We start from the raw sequence: 19209 nt of genomic DNA on the forward strand, positions 1-19209 counted from the left end.
CAAACGACCTTATTATTTTATCAACTATTAGTGGGATAGGTTCTCGTTATTTGGAAAGGAATTAAAGCATACTTTATTGAACCGAACATAAAGGCGATCGATTTTCTTTTTGATATCATCCCAAGTCAGAGCATAACACTCACTAGATCGGCATCCTACTAATTAGACTTTGGACAATGAAAAGAAAACTTTATCCATTTCAAATTACTTACTGATGTTACGCGCTTGTAATTGCTACGAAGTTTATAGTACTACTTTTGTTGCTCCTCGACTTCTCTCTGTTTTTTGCTCAATTCGCTATGATCGCTCATTTAAGATGCGTTCCCCCTGATTAAAATAATTTTGTTTTTAAGCAAATTTTTCTGTGTATTTACAGAGGGTTTAATTTTTGATAATCACTATAATCTCTTGAAATATCTAAAAAGAGAATTAATTATGAATTCAGATCTACTTTTCGATCAATATTGCGATGACGACTTGACCGAGCAGTTTTCTGACTATACAGTTTCAGATTTGCGATCTAATTTATTGAAACTATTGCAAACTAATATGATTTATTACTACTGCGAGTCCTTAATTATAGAAGATAGGTGTTGTAACAAACAAGAAATTGGTACAATTCTGGGATTCGATCAAGATAGCGACCATCATATTACCTGTGATAAATTACCCTTTGAGTTATTGATCGAACTAAAAAGTATTAAAGATAAAATTAAAATAAACAATTGGGAAAGAGAACAAATTATTGAATTAATTCTCAACTTGATCGTGGAAAATACTTTAATTCATAGCACGTTGAGAAAATTTACTTGGGATTGAACTCTCTATGTTATTCAAAACACAAAAAATCGCGAAACTCATAACCCTTAAGGTTTATTCCGCGAGATATTTAATTATTTTCTAGCTGTATCTAAAGTTACACATTTATTTAAAAATGTCAGTACGTTTTAATACATTATCTCTTGCGAGTTTTGATAATATTGACTCAAAGATCGAACTAGATAATTAATCAAGACACACCTTTGATTAATGTGTCTCGATCGAGTAATCAATAGCCCAATGCAATCCTCAAATCGATTGACTATTTGGTTTCAGAGAACTCAGCATCAATCACATCATCTCCACCCTCGCTACTGCCTTCTGGAGCATCACCAGTGGGAGCATCTCCATCAGGAGCGCCACCTGGTGCGGGGTCTGCTGCACCTTCACCTTGTTGGTAGATATTGCTACCAATGGTATACAAAGTCTGCTGTAGTTCGGGTAAAAGAGTTTTGATTTTCTCATCGTCTTCTGAAGCGACAGCTTCTTTAAGATCTTTAATTTGACCTTCTGCTTTAGTTTTGTCATCAGCAGAGACTTTATCACCGAGTTCGGTAAGTTGTTTTTCTGCTTGATAAACTAAAGAATCAGCTTGGTTTTTGCGGTCTATTGCTTCGCGACGCTCTTTATCCGCAGTAGCATTAGACTCTGCTTCTTGAACCATACGATCTACTTCGTCATCGGGAAGAGTAGATGCACCAGTAATACTGATGGACTGTTCCTTACCAGTTCCCTTATCTTTGGCAGTTACATTCAAGATACCATTAGCATCAATATCAAAGGTGACTTCAATTTGAGGTACGCCACGAGGTGCGGGAGGAATACCGTCTAGACGGAAAGTTCCCAAACTCTTATTATCTTTACCAAATTCTCTTTCACCTTGTAGAACGTGAATTTCTACGTTGGTTTGACCGTCAACGGCGGTAGAGAAGGTTTCTGATTTTTTGGTAGGAATAGTAGTGTTGCGGGGAATAATTTTAGTCATTACGCCACCCAAGGTTTCAACACCAAGGGAGAGAGGAGTAACGTCTAGAAGTAGGATATCTTTTACTTCTCCAGCTAACACCCCAGCTTGAATAGCTGCACCAACTGCTACTACTTCATCGGGGTTTACAGTTTGGTTGGGATCTTTACCCAACACTTTTTTGGTAACAGCAACAATCGATGGAATACGAGTCGAACCACCCACCATTACTACTTCATCGATGGCTTCCTTAGCAAGTTTGGAATCTTTGAGAGCCTGTTCGACAGGAATACGACAGCGATCAATCAGATCGGAGCATAGTTCCTCAAACTTAGCTCTGGTGAGGGACACATCCAAGTGTTTAGGTCCATCTTGAGTAGCTGTAATGAAAGGAAGGTTAATATCTGATTGAGTTGCGCTAGAAAGCTCGATTTTAGCTTTTTCTGCTGCTTCAGTAAGACGTTGTAAAGCTTGATTATCTTTACGCAGATCGATTCCTTCATTTTTCTGGAACTCCCCTGCTAGATAGTCAACGATTTTTTTATCAAAGTCATCACCACCAAGGTGAGTATCGCCAGCAGTAGCAAGTACTTCAAATACACCATCACCTACTTCTAGGATGGAAACATCAAATGTACCGCCACCCAAGTCAAAGACAAGGATAGTTTCGTTACTTTTCTTATCTAGACCATAAGCTAGAGAAGCTGCGGTAGGTTCGTTGATGATCCGTAGGACTTCAACCCCTGCGATTTTACCAGCATCTTTAGTAGCTTGACGCTGAGAATCATTGAAATAAGCAGGAACAGTAATTACCGCCTGGGTAACTTTTTCACCCAAGTACTTACTTGCGTCTTCGACTAATTTACGTAAAACTTGAGCGGAAATTTCCTCTGGTGCAAACTTTTTATCTTGTGCGGGACAGTTAAGTTTGACGTTATCGTTACCATCTTTGGTAACTTCGTAAGCTACTTCTTTGGTTTCGTTATTAACTTCATCAAACTTGCGTCCAATAAAGCGTTTAACAGAATAGAAGGTGTTGCCAGTGTTCATCACAGCCTGGCGTTTAGCGATCTGACCTACTAAAAGATCGCCGTTTTTTGCGTAAGCAACAACTGAGGGGGTGGTTCTAAAACCTTCCGCGTTAGCGATAACTGTGGGTTTTCCCCCTTCCATCACTGCTACACAAGAGTTAGTAGTTCCCAAGTCAATACCAACAACTTTTGCCATACTTTAAACAAATACTCCGTATTTAACAACTAAAACTAAAACTATTTTTCTTGCAGTGCAATATATAAATATAATGCTTTGGACGATCTACAACTCCTATCGGTTTGCTTATCTCCCCTCAGTTGTCTAATCATCTGTATACATAGTGCAAGGTTAAGACAGTTCTTAGGTAGTGTAGTTTTCCGAACCTTGAGGTGACGGTTGGCGAGCTACGTTCTTTGAGGATAAAGGAATAAACCAAAAAGCGTGTTTATTTTTGTATGCCCCTCTCATAAAAAGCGAAATCTCTTCTAAAGTATTAATAAACAAAAGATAAAAAGTACTATTTGAGATTGTAACGAGTGAATATTAAATCGAATATTGTCGCCATTTTGGGAACAGGAGTATGGGGTTCTGCCTTGGGAGCGATCGCAAAAAGTAATAGCCATGATATCCGTTTTTGGTCTCATCGTGGTACTGATTCTCTTGAATCTATAGTTAAAGACGCAGTTATTGTCTTGTCGGCAGTTTCGATGAAAGGAGTCATGGCGACTATTGCTAAGTTAAAAAAGCTCAATCTGTCTTCAGATAAGATAATTGTTACTGCAACCAAAGGATTAGACCCCGAAACAACTCGCACTCCTTCGCAAATTTGGCAAGCTGCCTTTCCAGATAACCCCGTGGTAGTTTTATCGGGACCTAATTTATCTAAAGAAATCGCCAGAGGTTTGCCCGCAGCTACGGTGGTAGCTAGCAACGATCTGGCTGCTGCGGAAAAGGTGCAGGATATTTTTGCTTCAGATACTTTTAGGGTATATGTCAATCAAGATCCGATCGGGACAGAATTAGGAGGAACTTTAAAGAATGTAATTGCGATCGCATCGGGGGTTTGTGACGGGATGAATTTGGGGACAAATGCTAAAGCTGCTTTATTAACTCGTGCTTTACCTGAAATGATTAGAATCGGTACTCATTTGGGTGCTTCGGGGGAAACTTTCTTTGGTCTATCTGGTTTAGGAGATTTAATTGCTACCTGTGACAGTCCTCTTTCTCGCAATTACCAAGTTGGTTATGGACTAGCTCAAGACAAGACTTTAGAGCAGATTTTAGCAGAATTGGAAGGTACGGCAGAAGGGGTTAATACTACTAATGTGCTGATTAAAATTGCCGACATGGAAACGATCGCCGTTCCCATTGCCAGACAGGTACATCGCTTGTTACGGGGCAAAATAACCCCTGTTGAAGCGATTCAAGCTTTGATGGAACGAGATCTCAAACCAGAGTTTTGCGATATTGAATTTGAAATAACCAATGAATGATTGCTAATTGGAGATCGCTCTAAATAATTAATTTTGTTTGGATTGCGTTGGTATTGATGAGATTTTCCTGGAGAAATTGCCAAGCAGAATCTCGATCTAACGGTTTGGAATAGAAATATCCCTGAGCAAATTCACAACCCCAATTTTTTAGCTGTTCGATTTGTCGTATATTTTCTACTCCTTCAGCAACGACATTAAAACCTAAATTATGTGCTAAATCCAAAGTTGCTCTAACGATAGTAGAAGCCTGATTTTCTTCATCTAAACGACTGACAAAAGAACGGTCTATTTTAAGGGTGTCTACAGGAAAACGATCTAGATAGCTCAAAGAAGAATAACCAGTACCAAAATCATCGATCGCAAGTTGTATTTGACGTGCTTTTAGTTGCTTGAATATGCGATCGGCAATCTCTGTATTATTCATTAGGAGGGTTTCGGTAATTTCTAATTTAAGATGTTTGATATTAATCCCCGTATCGGCAATTATTTGATCTAATTGTTCAATAAAGTCTTCCTGTTCGAATTGCTTGCCCGAAATATTGACGCTAACTGTAAAATCAATGTACTGGCGATTTAATCGATCTTGCCAAATCCGAATTTGCTGACAAGCTTGTTGTAAGATCCACATTCCCAAAGACAAAATCAAATTAGTTTGTTCTGCTACGGGAATAAACTTGGCTGGAGAAATAAAGCCTTTTTGGGGATGATTCCAACGCACTAGGGTTTCAAAACCAACAATTGTTCCTGTATTAAAGGAAATTATTGGTTGATAGTTGAGGTGAAATTCTTGATTTTTTAGGGCAATTCGTAAGTCTGTTTCTAGCTCTAAAATTTCTAAAGTATTGTTTTTAATTGTCGCGTCAAAAACTTGGTAATAGTGATTGGTAGAGCTTTTGGCTTTTTGAATTGCCAAATCTGCATCTCTAAAGATATCATCGGGCTTTGAATAGTTAAGATCGCTAATAACAATGCCGATATTAAAGGTAATGAAAATTTCTCTTTCTTCGATTAAAAAGGCATAACTTAGAATTTGATGTATTTTTTGACTGACGGTGATGGCGCAACTATCATTTTGAATATTTTCTAAAACAATAGCAAACTTATCTTCTCCAAAGTGGGTTAAATAAACATTTAGATCCTCAGTCAAGACTTGTGATTTTAATCTTTGAGCGATCATCTGAAGCAACACATCCCCCGCTTGACGACCGAGAGAATCATTAATAATTTTAAAGCGATTACAATCTAAAATAATTGTAGCAATTCTAATTTTACCGAGAATGTTTTTCAGCTTTTTGATCAACCACAATCTATTAGGTAATCCTGTCAAAGAATTATTCCACACTAAATATTCTAGTTCTTTTTGTATTTCCTGTCTTTCTTTTATTTCTGTTCTGAGTTGTAGGGTTCTTTCTATAACTCTTTGCTCTAATTCAAAATTCAGTTGACGTATTTCTGCTTCTGCTGCAATGCGATTAATAATTTCTATTTCTAGAAGCTGATTTTTTTGAATTAATTGTTTTTTTAAATTTTGTAAGCTTAATTGATTGGTTACTCTCGACAACACTTCAGGAATTTGAAATGGCTTGCTGATATAGTCTACTGCTCCTAATTCAAATGCCTTGACCTTATCAAACATTTCATCTAAAGCACTGACAAAAATAACAGGAATATCTTTAGTAATATCTGATGATTTGAGTTGTTTGCAAACTTCAAATCCATCCATTTCAGGCATATTTATATCCAATAAAATTAGATCTGGAAGCTTTGCTTTGATAGTTAATAGTGCCATCGAACCATTGACAGCACATCGAACTTTATAACCTTCTTGAATTAAAGTTTTGGACAACAACCTTAAGTTATCGGGAGTATCATCGACTATTAAAATATTATCGGTTGCTAAAGTCGATTTTTGACTAACTAATGTTGCATTTTCCATTTCTATTTAGCCTAGAACTTAAAGTCTATAAAAATTAGATATTATGAATTGTTTCAATACACAATACATTGATAACACCCAGTAAAGATCGCCAGGTGTGATCTACGACAGTTTTTATATTGTTTGAGTACGGCAGTCAAATGAAATAATCAAAAGAGGAATCTATTTGAGCTAATTAATCGTAACCTAACCGACTCATTACTTTAGCGGCTTGTTGTTGAAAAAAATTAAGATCTCCACGAGAAAAATGGTTTTGCCAATCCCCAACAATACCTTTACGAAAAAAAGAAGTTCGATCTTCTTCTCCTTCTTTGCGTTGAGATAACTGTTTGAAATCAAATATAAATAGAGCTTCTTGGATTATCTCAGAAGCAACGGTGACATTAAGCTGGGCAAATAGTTTGTTTAGAGTTGCTTCGGGATCGGCTTTTAAATCTTCGTAGCGGATAATTGCAGTAGGTTTTCTCTCCAGCCAAATTGAGATATGAGTTATCCACTCGGGGGTATATTGCTGCAAGAAAGCAGAAAAATCTCTATAGTTGGATTTACTATTGGAACTTATTTTAAGTGATTTGCGTATTTGAAATAAAAACCTCTTCCAAAAAGGTAAATTGCGAGCGTAAAAGTAAGTATTTTTGAAAAAATAGTAAGAAACCATTACATCTCGCCCATCCCTAACCAAATATACTACAGGATCTTCTAGGGATATTTCTTCTAAGTCTTGGCGATGAGTTTTGAGGATTTTTCCAGTCTGGTTTTGATAGCTAGGGCGATCAAAGCCGCCTTTGACATACTGACGTTGATAGTCATTGGTGGGATGAATCCCAGGAGCATCAAGATCGTCATATTCAGCATTGAGACAATATGCTAAGAGAAAACAAAGCCAAGTGTTACCTGATTTTGGATAGCCAACTACATACATAAAGGTTTAGATAGATTGAAAGAAATACAAGATATAATCGTACAGCGACATGACCAAAGGTTGACCATCAAAGAAAGACCAACCATCACTGTCAATCATTGTTACTTGAATTGTTAAAAAGTTAAAAACATTTGCCGCTGCGGCAAACATAGTTAGTAAGGATATTATTCCTAAGGGTTTAAGCTTGTTTTCTGTGTCTAATCCTATATGAAACAAAAAGCCATAAAATGCTAGGAAAAAAAATGCCAGTCTTTGATTAAACCCCGTAACCAGAATAAAAGCTATTTGAAATAAAGAGAGAATATAAATTAAGTCTAGGGAAAGTAATTTTGGCGTAAGTTTTTTGTATCCTGCGATCGCCATGAAAACACCGATACAGAAGATCGCAATTACACGAAAAATAGTTAAAGTAAACAAAGCTGTATCTCGACCATCATAGATGGTTACTCTATCTTGTATGGAAGTACTAAGACTCTTGTGGGGTAAGAATTCTAATATGCTGCTAACATAACTATAAATTGCCTTGGGATTGCTATAAGTTTGTATTCCTAGAAAAAGTACTATAAATAAAATAAATCCCAAAAAGATATAAAAGAAAACTTTATTGTTTTTGTGGTGTTTTATTTTGATTCTCTTTTTAATTGAAAAGAAGATTTTGGATGCGGTACACAGCGCAATATATAGTGCGGTACTAAAATGAGAAAATAGTGCCAGACAAGACCAAAATATGAAAAGCAGCCAATTTGATTCTAGATAAACAATTGCCATTAACATTAAGACAATTGATAGAAATTGGCGCATATAGAAAACATGGGAATAGTAGAAAAAAGTTGAAAATACCAGAATTAGAAAAGTTGGATAATATCGATCTGAAAATTTTTTGCTAATGAAAAAAGTAACCAGGGTGTTAATAGATAAAGAGAATAATAATAAACACCAGTATTCCGAACCATTAGTTAAAATATGAATTAGATACAGAAAGGCAAAAGGAACAAATTCAAATCTATCTCTAACGTATTCATTGTCAAATATTCCTTTGTTATCTATAGTTTGATAAACATCTAAATAGTTTTTTGTATCGGCAAAAACATCAATAGAGGAAGCATAAATACTAACGGTTAAAACTACTAAAATCAAGAGTATGTTAGTCAAAGAAACCAGTTTTGGCTTTTTACTTCCTGGGGTAATTAAATAAAGCTGAATTGAAAGTAAAAGTGGAAAAATACCGATAATTGGCACGGTCACCCACAAAGCAAAACCCAAAAAGAGTACGGGCAATCTTAATTCAGATAGGTTGCTAATATTTTTAATTTTGTCAAAGGAATAATCGAGCATAATGACAAGAGTTTAAATCTAATGTGGGGTATTATTTAGATATTTTTGATTAGTTTAATTCTAGAAAAAAGTATTTTTACATAGTTTTGGTATTGTTTGGGTACGACTTGTTGCAGCATCAAAAATAGTAAGAAATTAATCGAAATAGTTCTTTGAAAAAAACCTTCTTTCAGTAGTTTAATTCCTCTTGGTTTGGTCTTCTCATCACGCAACATTTTGGGTACTACTTCTTTAAGCAGAAAACCTTGATACGATCGCTCAGAAATTTTGCCTCGATAGGCTTCGATCCAATCTAGAGAAAGTTGATAGTCATTCAGACGAGAAATGCGATCGCTTCTATATTCGTTGTGCCAAATAGTTAATGGCTGGGGGACGAAAATAAATTCTGCTCCCTGGAAATCTAAATTTAAGACAAAATCTAAATCTTGATGTTTGCGTAAATTGGTTTGAAACAGATGGGCTACGGCTAAAGAGCGAGAAACCAAAAGGGTACTAGTTAGTGTTTCTCCATCACCCAACCAAAAGTAATCCGCAATAGTTTCTTGGGGTTTTTTACCCCGTCGGGGCAATACAGATGGTTGATAGAATACCGTACTGCTCTTTTGAAACTTAGTATAACTAACCGCCCAATCTCTATTGACTGCTCGATTGGCGATCGCCTGTAGCTGTATGGTTAGTTTTTGAGGCAGCCAAACATCATCAGAATCGAGAAAAGCAATGTATTGACCCCTTGCTAACTTAATACCCGTATTCCTAGCTGCCGATCCCCCTTGGTTAGTAGAATGACAATAGTAGCGGAGGCGATCGTCTTCGATCTCCCCAACAACATCGGCTGTATTGTCTTGAGAATGGTCGTCTACAACGATGATTTCGAGGTTTTGATAAGATTGCTCTAATACTGAATTAATCGCTCTAGAAACCAACTCTCCACGCTTATAAGTCGGGATGATAACACTTACTAATGGTCTTTCGGGTGTTGACATCATTAAGATACAAGCTCTTGATAAATTTGGCTCAGGCGATCGCACAATAAAGCGATATTAAATTCTTGCATTACTTTAGCTCGTCCCCCTCGACCCATCTTTTGTCGTAAATCAAAATTATTAGTTAAATTATCTAGTTTGTCTTGCAAAGAATCAACTTCTTTCTCTGGGACTAAATATCCCGTTACCCCATCTTCAACCAATTCAGGAATACCACTGTGATAGGTGCTGACAACAGGAATAGCTTGCGCCATTGCCTCCATCAAAGATACGGGAATACCCTCACAATCACCTTCTTGACTAGTAACGCTAGGGGCGAGAACAATATCTGCCCGATCTATAATTGCCCGAACTTCTTGTTGTTTTTTCCATCCGAGTAACTTGACTCGATCCTTCATTTTTAATTGCTCTATTTGCTTGGTTAGCTCTTGTTTTAGAACACCATCCCCAACTAGATGGTATTGCAGTTTCAATTGAGGATATTGAAGGATCAATTGGGCGATCGCTTGAATGCCATAAGACAAGCCTTTTTTTTCAACCAAACGAGCAATGCTAACAATTAAAATCTCTTCTGGATCGGTGTTTTTATCTTGAGGGGGCATGAATTTATCGCAATCAATCCCCATATGATGAATGACAATTTTGTCGGGATTGCACCCTAAGGCGATTAGTTTTTTTGACCAGTGCTGGCTGATAGGCTGGAATAAATCGCCACGCTCAAACAAATAATCATAAATGCGATCGCCGTGTATTTTGAGATAGCGAGATATATCGTTGCCATGAAAAGCAACCACTATCTTTCCCTCTATTACTCCCAAATCTTTGAGTAAAACTGCCTTAAGACCATTACGACCATAGTGACAGTGAATAATATCGTAGGGCTTTTTATTTAATAGGGGTACGGTTAGATAAAGAGGTTTGAGAAAATCTGCCAAATCTCCGTAGGGGGAGTTTCCCGACTTTATGGTCAAAGAATTTAGTACGGTTTGGGGTGCTTTTAAAAAATTCAGGAGGAATAAAATAATTCCCTTCAAACAGCGTAAAATAATATTCCTGGGAATAAAGGTGGAGTAAGTACGCTGTAAAAGCTGATACTCTTCAACTGCGGGGTGCATTTCAGCCCGATTTCCACCGCGATCGCAATATATATCCACTTCATAACCGCGATCAATTAATCCTGTAATCTGATTTAAAATAAAAGTTTCAGATAGGATGGGAAACTTATCGATAAAAAAAGCAATTCGCATTATATTTAATATTTAAGTTACTTTTTTATTCATAGGATAATAATTTTAAAATCGGAGCAAATTGGCGATTTAAAAGTTCAATTGTCTCGGGTTTTAGTTTATCTTTGTGATCTCCTGGCTCTATTTTTCTTTTATGACGATAAACATCTTCAGATTGAGGAATAGTAAATTCATGATTGTATTTGTCTGCCAACTTTTGCTGAATGTTATCGATAGAATTGGGAGAATTAATTAATCCCAGGATGCTTTTTTGGGGAATATCTAGATGAGAGAATCCAGCCAAAAAACTCTTGAGCCATTCGGGATAATTAGATACCATATCTTCGTATTTAATTAGTCGAACGTTAGGGCGATCGAGCAAAGTTGAAGTTAAAAGTTGATATCTTTCTAAATAGGTTGGAAGATTATCGAGAGCGAATTTGTCAATACCTTCTTCTTCCCATTTATTTCTTAAATTGTCGTCTGGATTAAATCCCCCTTTTCTCTTGGCATGACTGTAGGTATGAGAGAAAAATAAAGAAGTTAAAACATCTCTGGGGTCTCGTAGATGCAAGATAATTGAATATTCCCCTAAGGCTTCAGGAAAGATTGTTTTTGTCGACCCCGTTCTGATCGGGCCAAAGCAAGCTTGTTCCTCACAACTATCGATAAAATTATTCCAAGATTGTTGTTTGATTTTATTAAAATAGCGATTGTTATTGATCGAGTAATAGGGGATTTTAAACTCTTTAGCAACATCTATCGTCAATTTATGTAAAAACATTGACGCTGCTTTATGAACGGTATATATTAGAACGCTTTTCACTTTTATTTATTTCCCCGATCGCAATTAAATTAAGTTTGAAAAATTATTGGAGCTTCATTTTATGAAATAATTTGGAACTGCACTATTTATTTGACAGCTTTTAGTTCTACATCCAATAAATAATTAGCTAAATAATTAATATTCCAAGTTTTAAAAAACTTTTTCCACAGATGTCTAGTTCTTTGCAAAGAGACCATGGCAAAATTGGCGGTAATTCCATAGTAAACACCATAGTTTTCCCGACGAAAATGTCCGCCTATATAATAATCAAACGACTCTTCATTCCAAAAACAAATATGAGTGGGGTCTTGATAGGCAGTAATGCCTGGGGCTTCGGGTACATGAATTTTAAAGATACCTTGTGGTTGTAAAACTCGATAAACTTCATTCATCAAGTAAATAGCATTAGTTGGCTGTATATGTTCGATAAAGTCTACTGCTAATACTTCAGCAAAAGAATTATCAGCAAAAGGAATTCCCTGATTGACGTCCCAAACCACATCTATACCTGGTGCTGCGTAAATATCAACGTTAACGTAGTCGGGCAAGATTTTATTGCCACAACCCAAGTGTAATTTACTTTTTTGGGTGGGAAAAAAAGTGTCTGGGGGCTGAGAAATAGGGGATGTATTCATAATTTCCAAAAGCGTAATTTTACAAAGCGATCGTATTCGATCTTGATAATACAACTCGATTAACTTGATCTTTTGTTCTTTTTCAGATTTTTTACCATCTGCACTAGATCCAATAATATAGAACGACCTCCTGGTAATAGTAACCAAATAAAGAGATAGCTCAAACCATAAAGAATTAGATAAACCAATAAATCAATTAAAACTTGAGTCTGAATTATCGACCAATATTCAATCATTGCCACTAAAGCCGCTGCCCCAAGGGATGCGATGGCTGGTCGATGAATGGTCTTAATTAATTCGGTTATCTTTAAAGGTGTTTTTTGGTAACAGTAAATCAGGGAAATAGGCTTGATCGCCATCGAGTAAATGCTATAGGCGATCGCTAAATGAACGATTCCCCCCTGAACGCTCCAAACAAAGATAATCGCATTTAGAATGGAAGAAGCTATACCCCAGCGAAACATGCGGTGTGTGGATGCTAAGGATTGATATACCCAGCCTTCGGCAACGTTAATCGTACCGACAAAAGCAGCAGGAGCGAGACAGCGAAAAATAAGTATAGTTTCCGACCATTGTTCCCCCAGTAAAGTCAAAACCAGGGGTTCGGTACAGGCAAACATAAAGGCGACAATGGGCATTCCTAAAGTAGAAATCAACAAAATTGCCTTGTAGTAATACTTTTTATACTTTTCTGGTTCGGTTTGCAAACTAGAGAGAGTGGGCAATGCCACGCTGTTGATCGGACCATTAATTTGTAGAATTGGCAAGAGCAATAACTTGTATGCCTGGTCGTAAAGTCCTAATGCTGACGATCCCCAACGATGACCGATTAAAACATTGTCTAGGTTGCGAGAAAAATAATTAACTAAGCCAAAACCAGTTAAATTACCTCCATAAGCCAACATTGAGCCTATTTCTGAGTCCTTTCGCGGTAATCCCGGTCGCCAACGACAAGCCACCCACACACCAATAGCATTGACTATTGCTGTCACCATCAGCATCACAACTAACGCCCAATAACCCAGCCCATAATAGGCAGCAAGAATAGCCGTAACGACTCCCATAGCCATGGCTATGATTTCAATTTTTGCCAAGCTAGTAAACTGCATTTGCCGTCTTAGCAATGCTTGATGTTGTACTGTTAAACCGCCAAAAACAAAATTAATCGCTAAAGCTAGAGTAATACTTTTTAAACGGGGTTCGTGGTAAAACGAGGCGATCGCAGGGGCTAAACCTGCAACCATTAAAGCAACCAAGCAACCAACTCCTAGATTAATCCAAAACAAGGTACTAATCTGCTGATGATTAATCTCTCGACGTTGAATAGTTGCAGTTGATAGTCCTAAGTCCTTGAAATATTCGACAAAGCCAATTATTACTGTTGCCATACCGATCAGACCGTAATCTTCAGGAAGAAGTAAACGAGCTAATACAATAGTCGAACCAAACTTAAAGGCAAATTTGCTGGCTTGGGCAGCAATGGTAACTATGCCACCTTTAACAGATCGCTGTTTTAAGTCTGCTTTTAAATGATCTGTATTAAAGTAGTCTCGAACTTGAGTATGGGAAGAGACATTTTGCTGTTTTGACACTAATTAGCTCTAGGTTAACTTGCTGGTTTCAAGTATTCAGTAATTAGGTAAAAATATCATAAAAAACGAGAAACTAGTATTTTCTCCGTTCAAATCAGACGCGGTTTAGTTGTGTTGTTTTTTTTTGGGATTGGATTTCTAAGTAAACTAACAAAGCATTAATATCGGCGGGATTTACTCCCCCAATACGGGTGGCTTGTCCGACGGTTAGGGGCTTGACCTGATTGAGCTTTTCTCTGGCTTCCATCCTGAGAGTTTCTACTGTCAGGTAGTCTAAGTCTTGGGGTAGTTTGCGTTGGGTATGACGGCTAATTTGGTCGATCTGAGTTTGTTGGCGTTTAATATAGCCAGAATATTTGATATCAATTTCTGCTCCTTCAGTTTCGGCTATGGTTAAATCGGGAGTATCTAAACCATACTCTCGCAGATCGGCATAATGGAAACCAGGACGACGCAGCAAATCTGCTAGGACGATCGAGCCTTTTATTTTGTGTTCCGTTTTTTGAGCGATCGCAATTCCTACTTCTTCTTGTTCTTTAATGCGAGTCTTTTCTAGTCTGGCTTTTTCGGCGGTGATTTTCTCTTGCTTGTCGCTATATAGTTGCCATCGGCGATCGCTAATTAGACCGATTTCTCGACCCAAAGGAGTCAAACGGCGATCTGCATTATCCGAGCGCAAAATTAAGCGATATTCCGATCTACTAGTCAGCATGCGATAGGGTTCGCGTAAGTCTTTGGTGCATAGATCGTCAATCAACGTACCAAGGTAGCTTTGTTCTCGTGCAAAGATTACTTCTGATTCGCCTTTGACAAACTTGACCGCATTGATCCCTGCTACTAAACCTTGGGCGGCTGCTTCTTCGTAGCCTGTTGTGCCGTTAATTTGTCCCGCACTATATAGCCCTTCTACTTTTTTGGTCATTAGAGTAGGAAAACACTGGGTAGCAGGAATAAAGTCATATTCCACGGCATAGGCTGGACGTAGCATGACACAGCTTTCTAGCCCAGGAAGAGTTCTCAGCATAGCAAGCTGCAATTTTTCGGGCAATCCCGTCGAAAATCCCTGAATATAAAGTTCAGGAATGTCTCTACCTTCGGGTTCGATAAAGATCTGATGGCTTTCTTTATCGGCAAAACGAACGATTTTGTCTTCAATGCTAGGACAATAACGGGGCCCTTTGGCATCTACCCAACCACCATATACAGGAGATAGGTGTAAATTGTCGCGAATAATTTTATGGGTTTCGGCGGTAGTGCGAGTCATGTGACAACTCATTTGCTCTTTTTCCACCCAGACTTCGGGGTCGAAGCTAAACCAGCGGACTGTTTCATCTCCTGGTTGGGGAGTCATTTTGCTGTAGTCGACAGATCGCCGATCGACCCTAGCTGGCGTACCTGTTTTGAGTCTGCCCGTTTCAAAACCCAATCGATTGAGAGTTTCGGTCAAACCCGTAACGGCAAATTCCCCCGATCGCCCAGCTTCCATGGATTTGTTGCCCACCCAAATCCTACCACCGAGGAAAGTTCCCGTAGTCAGAATGACTGCTTTAGCAGCAAAACAAGTCCCAAAATAGGTTTCGATACCGATTACTTCATCATTTCTACCCAAGACTAAGTCCGTTACCATTCCCTCGCGGATACTCAAATTCTCTTGATTTTCCACGATTTGCTTCATTACTAGGGCATATTCCCTTTTATCGGTCTGCGCTCTCAATGCCCATACCGCGGGGCCGCGAGAAGCATTTAGCACTCGTTTTTGGAGATAAGTGCGATCGCTTACTTTGCCGATCTCTCCCCCTAACGCATCTATTTCATGGGTTAACTGAGACTTAGCTGGACCACCCACCGCAGGGTTACAGGGTTGCCAAGCAATGCGATCGAGGTTGAGAGTCAGCATTAAAGTACGACAGCCTAGTCTTGCTGCTGCCAATGCTGCTTCGCAGCCAGAATGTCCGCCTCCAACCACAATGATGTCGAAAGCGTCTTGAAAGTCTACAGGATGAGATACGGTCATGTTAATTTTACGAACTGAGATCTTTTCTTAACTTAGTTCTTATTGGTTCTTATGATCTATTGTAATTCTATTTAATCGTTTTGCTTAAATCCTCGCGAAATTTTGCGTTCGTATTCTCGCAGACTGGCTAACATATTTTTAGCAGATTGATAGGATTCATCCAGAATTTTTTCTTGTTCTCCATCATCGTCGATCGCAACGTCATTAACTAATTGTAAATAGTTGAGTAAATAATTAAGATTGTTATGAATTTCATAGGAGAGATTATTATTGGTCTGACGAGCTAATTTTTGAGCTATTTTTTTTGCTAGTTTTTGTTGATGAGATTGCTGGCTGCTTTTAAACTGTGTCGAACACATACGCTGATAAAAATTACCATTTTTGAGTAATTCTTGATGTGTTCCAGATTCGATTATTTTGCCTTTATTTAAAATAACGATTAGATCGGATTTTTTTATAATATTTAGTTTGTTTGTAATTACTATGGTGGTGCGATCGCGACATAATTTATCTAGAGCATTTTGAACTATTTCTCCCTCTTCTTTATTTAATTTTTTGAGAGGTTCGTCTAAAATAACGATTTCGGGTTTTAATAATAAAGCTCGTGCGATCGCAATTAGTTGTTTTTGAAATTCAGAAATTATAATTGTGCGATCGTCTATCTCGGTATAGATGCCTTGAGGCAATTTAGCAATAAAATCATCAGGGTCAATCATCTTGGTAGCAGCGATCGCCTGAGATTCAGTAATATTTTCTAAGCCATAGGTAAGATTGTATAAAAGGGAATTATTAAATAAAAATGGTTCTCCATCGATTGTCGCGATCGACTTTCGCAGACTGCTAAGAGTATATTCTTTAATATCTTTATTATTGATGGTTATTGTGCCTTCAATTGGTTCGTTAATTCTAGATAGTAAACTAACTAAAGTTGATTTTCCCGCACCAGTAAAACCAACTAAGGTCATGGTTTTTCCTTGAGGAATACTTAAATTGATTTTATCTAAAATTATTCGACCATGATAGGGATAAGCAAAGGTTACATTATCCAGTTCAATACTAGTTTTTAATTTAGTAAAAGTAATATTCCCCGATTGGATAATTGATTTCTCTTTTTCTCGTAAAAACTTGGCTACTATTTCTATACTGAGTTGGTTATTTTTAAATTGATTTCTAGCATTATTTAACTGATTAATGGCAGATGGCAACTTCAATAAAACTGCTAAATATATTAACAAAATAGGAATAATTGATTGAATATGGCGGTCGTATAAATAATAACCACTAATGACCAAAGTAAGAATTATTGCTATTTGATTAATTTTATTGATCGAATTAGCTAAAAGTAAAGTAGATCTACTTCTTAATTCAGTTCTATTTTTATCTTCAACCAAATTGATGATCTGTTGATATTCTTGCTCTTCATTAGCAGCATTTTTAATTAGATTAATTCCCGTTAAGAAATCAACCAACTTACGGTTATATACTTGATATTTATGGGCTAATAAAACTCCTTGTTGCTTAGATTGATTGACAAAAAAATGATTAACAATAAACAATATCACAATTAAAACTAATGTGATCGCTGTTAGCGACCAAGATATTGAAGCCAAAACAACCGCTAAAATTAAAATTGTCCCCCCAGTAATTAATATTGTTTGAATACTTTTAATCCCTAAAGCAGTTTTATCAATCTCTCGATTAATCTTAAATAAAATATCACCTGTTTTATTTTGGGTATAATAATTCAAATCTAGTTTACACAGCAAGGCGATTCCCTTTCGCTTCATTTGATAAACTAGATGATTGGTATGCTTTATATTTACAATTGCATTAATGTAATTAATTATTTTTTCCAGAAAAAATATTACAGCAATTAAACATAAACTAATAACCAGTCGATCGCTAGAGAAGAAAAAATCTGCTAAAAAAAACAAGTATTTCAACAAGGAAGTGAAGTGGGCGATCGCAATATTATCCCCATTATTTAAAGCAATTACTAAGATAGAAATTAATAATATCGTCCCCAGAATATTTAGAATAATACCAACCAAACTCAAAATCAAAGAAGCAACAAAATATATTGGCTTACTTTTTATCAGATCGAATAAAAAATTATTAGTGGAATTTTTAAACATATAATTTCCTCATCAGATCTCAAGTGACTGAGAATATGCGATCGCTATATTCGCGATGGATATCTGTTTAAAAATCACACCATAGAATATTTACCTAATATGATGGAATACGTTACCTAGAAACGTCCAGAGTATAATCCTCATAATATGGAAATTAAGCGTATTCCTGTTTTGTCCGACAATTATGTCTTTGTCCTATCCGATACTCAACAAAAAATAGCAGCAGTAGTCGATCCTGCTGTGGCACAACCTATTTTAGATTATTTAACTCAAATAGACTGCCAGCTAGTAGCTATATTCAACACCCATCATCATTACGATCATGTTGGAGGAAACCAACAACTAATCGAGCATTTTCCCCATCTCTGCGTTTATGGAGGTATAAAAGACAGGGGTAGAATTCCTCACCAGCAAGTTTTTCTACAACAAGACGATACAGTCCAATTTTCTCGCCATAGAGGACGAGTATTTTTTGTTCCAGGACATACCCGCGCTCATATAGCTTACTACTTTCCCCCCTCTACAACAGAAGAAACAGGAGAATTGTTTTGCGGTGATACCATCTTTGCAGGAGGATGTGGCAGACTGTTTGAAGGTACTCCTTCTCAAATGCTTAATTCGATCGACAAACTACGCCAACTTCCCGATAATACTCGTGTTTGGTGCGCTCACGAATATACTCTGAATAATCTCAAATTCGCCATAACTGTAGACAGTAACAATCTGATTTTACAAGAGCGATATCAAGCAGTTCAACAAGCTAGAAAGCAAGGTATGGCAACCGTACCTTCACTTCTAGGGATCGAAAAACAAACTAATCCATTTTTGCGTTGGGATACTCCCGCCATACAAACTATTGCTAAAGTAAAAGAACCTGTTAGGGTGTTTGGACGCATTCGAGGGATGAAAGATTTGTTTTAATTTCAAAATTTCTTGGAATTAAATCTAAGAATTATAAAGTTACTCTCGATAAAAAATAGTATTGTAATTCAACAAAAAAACACTATCTCTTGTAATTTACAAAGCCATATAATTACGTTTCAATAATTATTAATACATAGAGAATTTTGTCAAAATAATCCAGATAAATACCTATTATTAGGTGATATCACTAGTCAATAGTATAAGTGAAATCAGCAATTTACATTTAAAGATACCATAAACTATACTGATCTAAGCTAGTGAAAATACATGACAATCCAATCTTAAAAGTATTTTTTTTGTTTATACATAATTATTCGACACCATGCTTGATCGCTATTAATTAATGTATTTGATACTTACCAAGGATATCAAG

General features: G+C 36.9%; 15 protein-coding genes. 3 read left to right on the forward strand and 12 right to left on the reverse strand.

Annotation, left to right across the window (positions count from 1 at the left end; translation table 11 throughout):
• Nucleotides 1-435 precede the first annotated feature (435 nt).
• Nucleotides 436-819, forward strand: a complete 384-nt coding sequence (locus I4641_RS12195) for a hypothetical protein (protein WP_229640805.1) — start codon at nt 436-438, stop codon at nt 817-819.
• A 262-nt stretch (nt 820-1081) separates the two neighbouring features.
• Here I4641_RS12195 and dnaK read toward each other — a convergent pair whose 3' ends face one another.
• Nucleotides 1082-3010: a molecular chaperone DnaK gene (dnaK, locus tag I4641_RS12200; RefSeq protein ID WP_229640806.1), complete on the reverse strand. Its 1929-nt coding sequence runs from the start codon at nt 3008-3010 to the stop codon at nt 1082-1084.
• A 165-nt stretch (nt 3011-3175) separates the two neighbouring features.
• Nucleotides 3176-3319: a hypothetical protein gene (locus I4641_RS12205; RefSeq protein WP_229640807.1), complete on the reverse strand. Its 144-nt coding sequence runs from the start codon at nt 3317-3319 to the stop codon at nt 3176-3178.
• Nucleotides 3320-3351: 32 nt separating this feature from the next.
• Here I4641_RS12205 and I4641_RS12210 point away from each other — a divergent pair, with 32 nt between their 5' ends.
• Nucleotides 3352-4308, forward strand: coding sequence for an NAD(P)H-dependent glycerol-3-phosphate dehydrogenase (locus I4641_RS12210; protein WP_229640808.1), 957 nt, complete (start codon nt 3352-3354; stop codon nt 4306-4308).
• Nucleotides 4309-4327: 19 nt separating this feature from the next.
• Here I4641_RS12210 and I4641_RS12215 read toward each other — a convergent pair whose 3' ends face one another.
• The 10 genes from I4641_RS12215 to I4641_RS12260 form a co-directional block, all read right to left on the reverse strand.
• Nucleotides 4328-6244, reverse strand: coding sequence for a two-component system response regulator (locus I4641_RS12215; RefSeq protein WP_229640809.1), 1917 nt, complete (start codon nt 6242-6244; stop codon nt 4328-4330).
• A gap of 175 nt (nt 6245-6419) precedes the next feature.
• The gene (locus tag I4641_RS12220; protein ID WP_229640810.1) at nt 6420-7166 is read right to left on the reverse strand and encodes a sulfotransferase domain-containing protein; all 747 of its coding nucleotides are present in this window, start codon (nt 7164-7166) and stop codon (nt 6420-6422) included.
• A gap of 6 nt (nt 7167-7172) precedes the next feature.
• Nucleotides 7173-8501: an EpsG family protein gene (locus I4641_RS12225; RefSeq protein WP_229640811.1), complete on the reverse strand. Its 1329-nt coding sequence runs from the start codon at nt 8499-8501 to the stop codon at nt 7173-7175.
• Nucleotides 8502-8536: 35 nt separating this feature from the next.
• A complete protein-coding gene (locus I4641_RS12230) occupies nt 8537-9487 on the reverse strand; it encodes a glycosyltransferase family 2 protein (protein ID WP_229640812.1) in 951 nt (316 codons plus the stop codon).
• Nucleotides 9487-10731: a glycosyltransferase gene (locus tag I4641_RS12235; RefSeq protein ID WP_229640813.1), complete on the reverse strand. Its 1245-nt coding sequence runs from the start codon at nt 10729-10731 to the stop codon at nt 9487-9489. The genes I4641_RS12230 and I4641_RS12235 overlap by 1 nt, the downstream gene beginning before the upstream one ends.
• 25 nt (nt 10732-10756) lie before the next feature.
• Complete coding sequence (locus I4641_RS12240; RefSeq protein WP_229640814.1) at nt 10757-11494, reverse strand: sulfotransferase domain-containing protein; 738 nt, start codon at nt 11492-11494, stop codon at nt 10757-10759.
• 128 nt (nt 11495-11622) lie between these two features.
• A complete protein-coding gene (locus tag I4641_RS12245) occupies nt 11623-12171 on the reverse strand; it encodes a class I SAM-dependent methyltransferase (protein ID WP_229640815.1) in 549 nt (182 codons plus the stop codon).
• Nucleotides 12172-12230: 59 nt separating this feature from the next.
• Nucleotides 12231-13763: a lipopolysaccharide biosynthesis protein gene (locus I4641_RS12250; protein WP_229640816.1), complete on the reverse strand. Its 1533-nt coding sequence runs from the start codon at nt 13761-13763 to the stop codon at nt 12231-12233.
• Between the two features lie 94 nt (nt 13764-13857).
• Nucleotides 13858-15777 (reverse strand): tRNA uridine-5-carboxymethylaminomethyl(34) synthesis enzyme MnmG, encoded by a 1920-nt coding sequence (gene mnmG, locus I4641_RS12255; RefSeq protein ID WP_229640817.1) that lies wholly within the window; start codon nt 15775-15777, stop codon nt 13858-13860.
• Between the two features lie 71 nt (nt 15778-15848).
• Complete coding sequence (locus I4641_RS12260) at nt 15849-17912, reverse strand: ABC transporter ATP-binding protein (RefSeq protein ID WP_229640818.1); 2064 nt, start codon at nt 17910-17912, stop codon at nt 15849-15851.
• Nucleotides 17913-18059: 147 nt separating this feature from the next.
• Here I4641_RS12260 and gloB point away from each other — a divergent pair, with 147 nt between their 5' ends.
• A complete protein-coding gene (gene gloB / locus I4641_RS12265) occupies nt 18060-18833 on the forward strand; it encodes a hydroxyacylglutathione hydrolase (RefSeq protein ID WP_229640819.1) in 774 nt (257 codons plus the stop codon).
• Nucleotides 18834-19209 lie beyond the last annotated feature (376 nt).

Source organism: Waterburya agarophytonicola KI4 (assembly GCF_020640915.1).
Taxonomy (GTDB): Bacteria; Cyanobacteriota; Cyanobacteriia; order Cyanobacteriales; family Xenococcaceae; genus Waterburya; species Waterburya agarophytonicola.

Bases quoted from the DNA above. Each gene is read 5' to 3' on its own strand.
- dnaK (WP_229640806.1), bottom strand. From the start codon at position 3,010: ATGGCAAAAGTTGTTGGTATTGACTTGGGAACTACTAACTCTTGTGTA.
- I4641_RS12195 (WP_229640805.1), top strand. From the start codon at position 436: ATGAATTCAGATCTACTTTTCGATCAATATTGCGATGACGACTTGACC.
- I4641_RS12220 (WP_229640810.1), bottom strand. From the start codon at position 7,166: ATGTATGTAGTTGGCTATCCAAAATCAGGTAACACTTGGCTTTGTTTT.
- I4641_RS12260 (WP_229640818.1), bottom strand. From the start codon at position 17,912: ATGTTTAAAAATTCCACTAATAATTTTTTATTCGATCTGATAAAAAGT.
- I4641_RS12240 (WP_229640814.1), bottom strand. From the start codon at position 11,494: ATGTTTTTACATAAATTGACGATAGATGTTGCTAAAGAGTTTAAAATC.
- I4641_RS12215 (WP_229640809.1), bottom strand. From the start codon at position 6,244: ATGGAAAATGCAACATTAGTTAGTCAAAAATCGACTTTAGCAACCGAT.
- mnmG (WP_229640817.1), bottom strand. From the start codon at position 15,777: ATGACCGTATCTCATCCTGTAGACTTTCAAGACGCTTTCGACATCATT.
- I4641_RS12230 (WP_229640812.1), bottom strand. From the start codon at position 9,487: ATGATGTCAACACCCGAAAGACCATTAGTAAGTGTTATCATCCCGACT.
- I4641_RS12245 (WP_229640815.1), bottom strand. From the start codon at position 12,171: ATGAATACATCCCCTATTTCTCAGCCCCCAGACACTTTTTTTCCCACC.
- I4641_RS12235 (WP_229640813.1), bottom strand. From the start codon at position 10,731: ATGCGAATTGCTTTTTTTATCGATAAGTTTCCCATCCTATCTGAAACT.
- gloB (WP_229640819.1), top strand. From the start codon at position 18,060: ATGGAAATTAAGCGTATTCCTGTTTTGTCCGACAATTATGTCTTTGTC.
- I4641_RS12225 (WP_229640811.1), bottom strand. From the start codon at position 8,501: ATGCTCGATTATTCCTTTGACAAAATTAAAAATATTAGCAACCTATCT.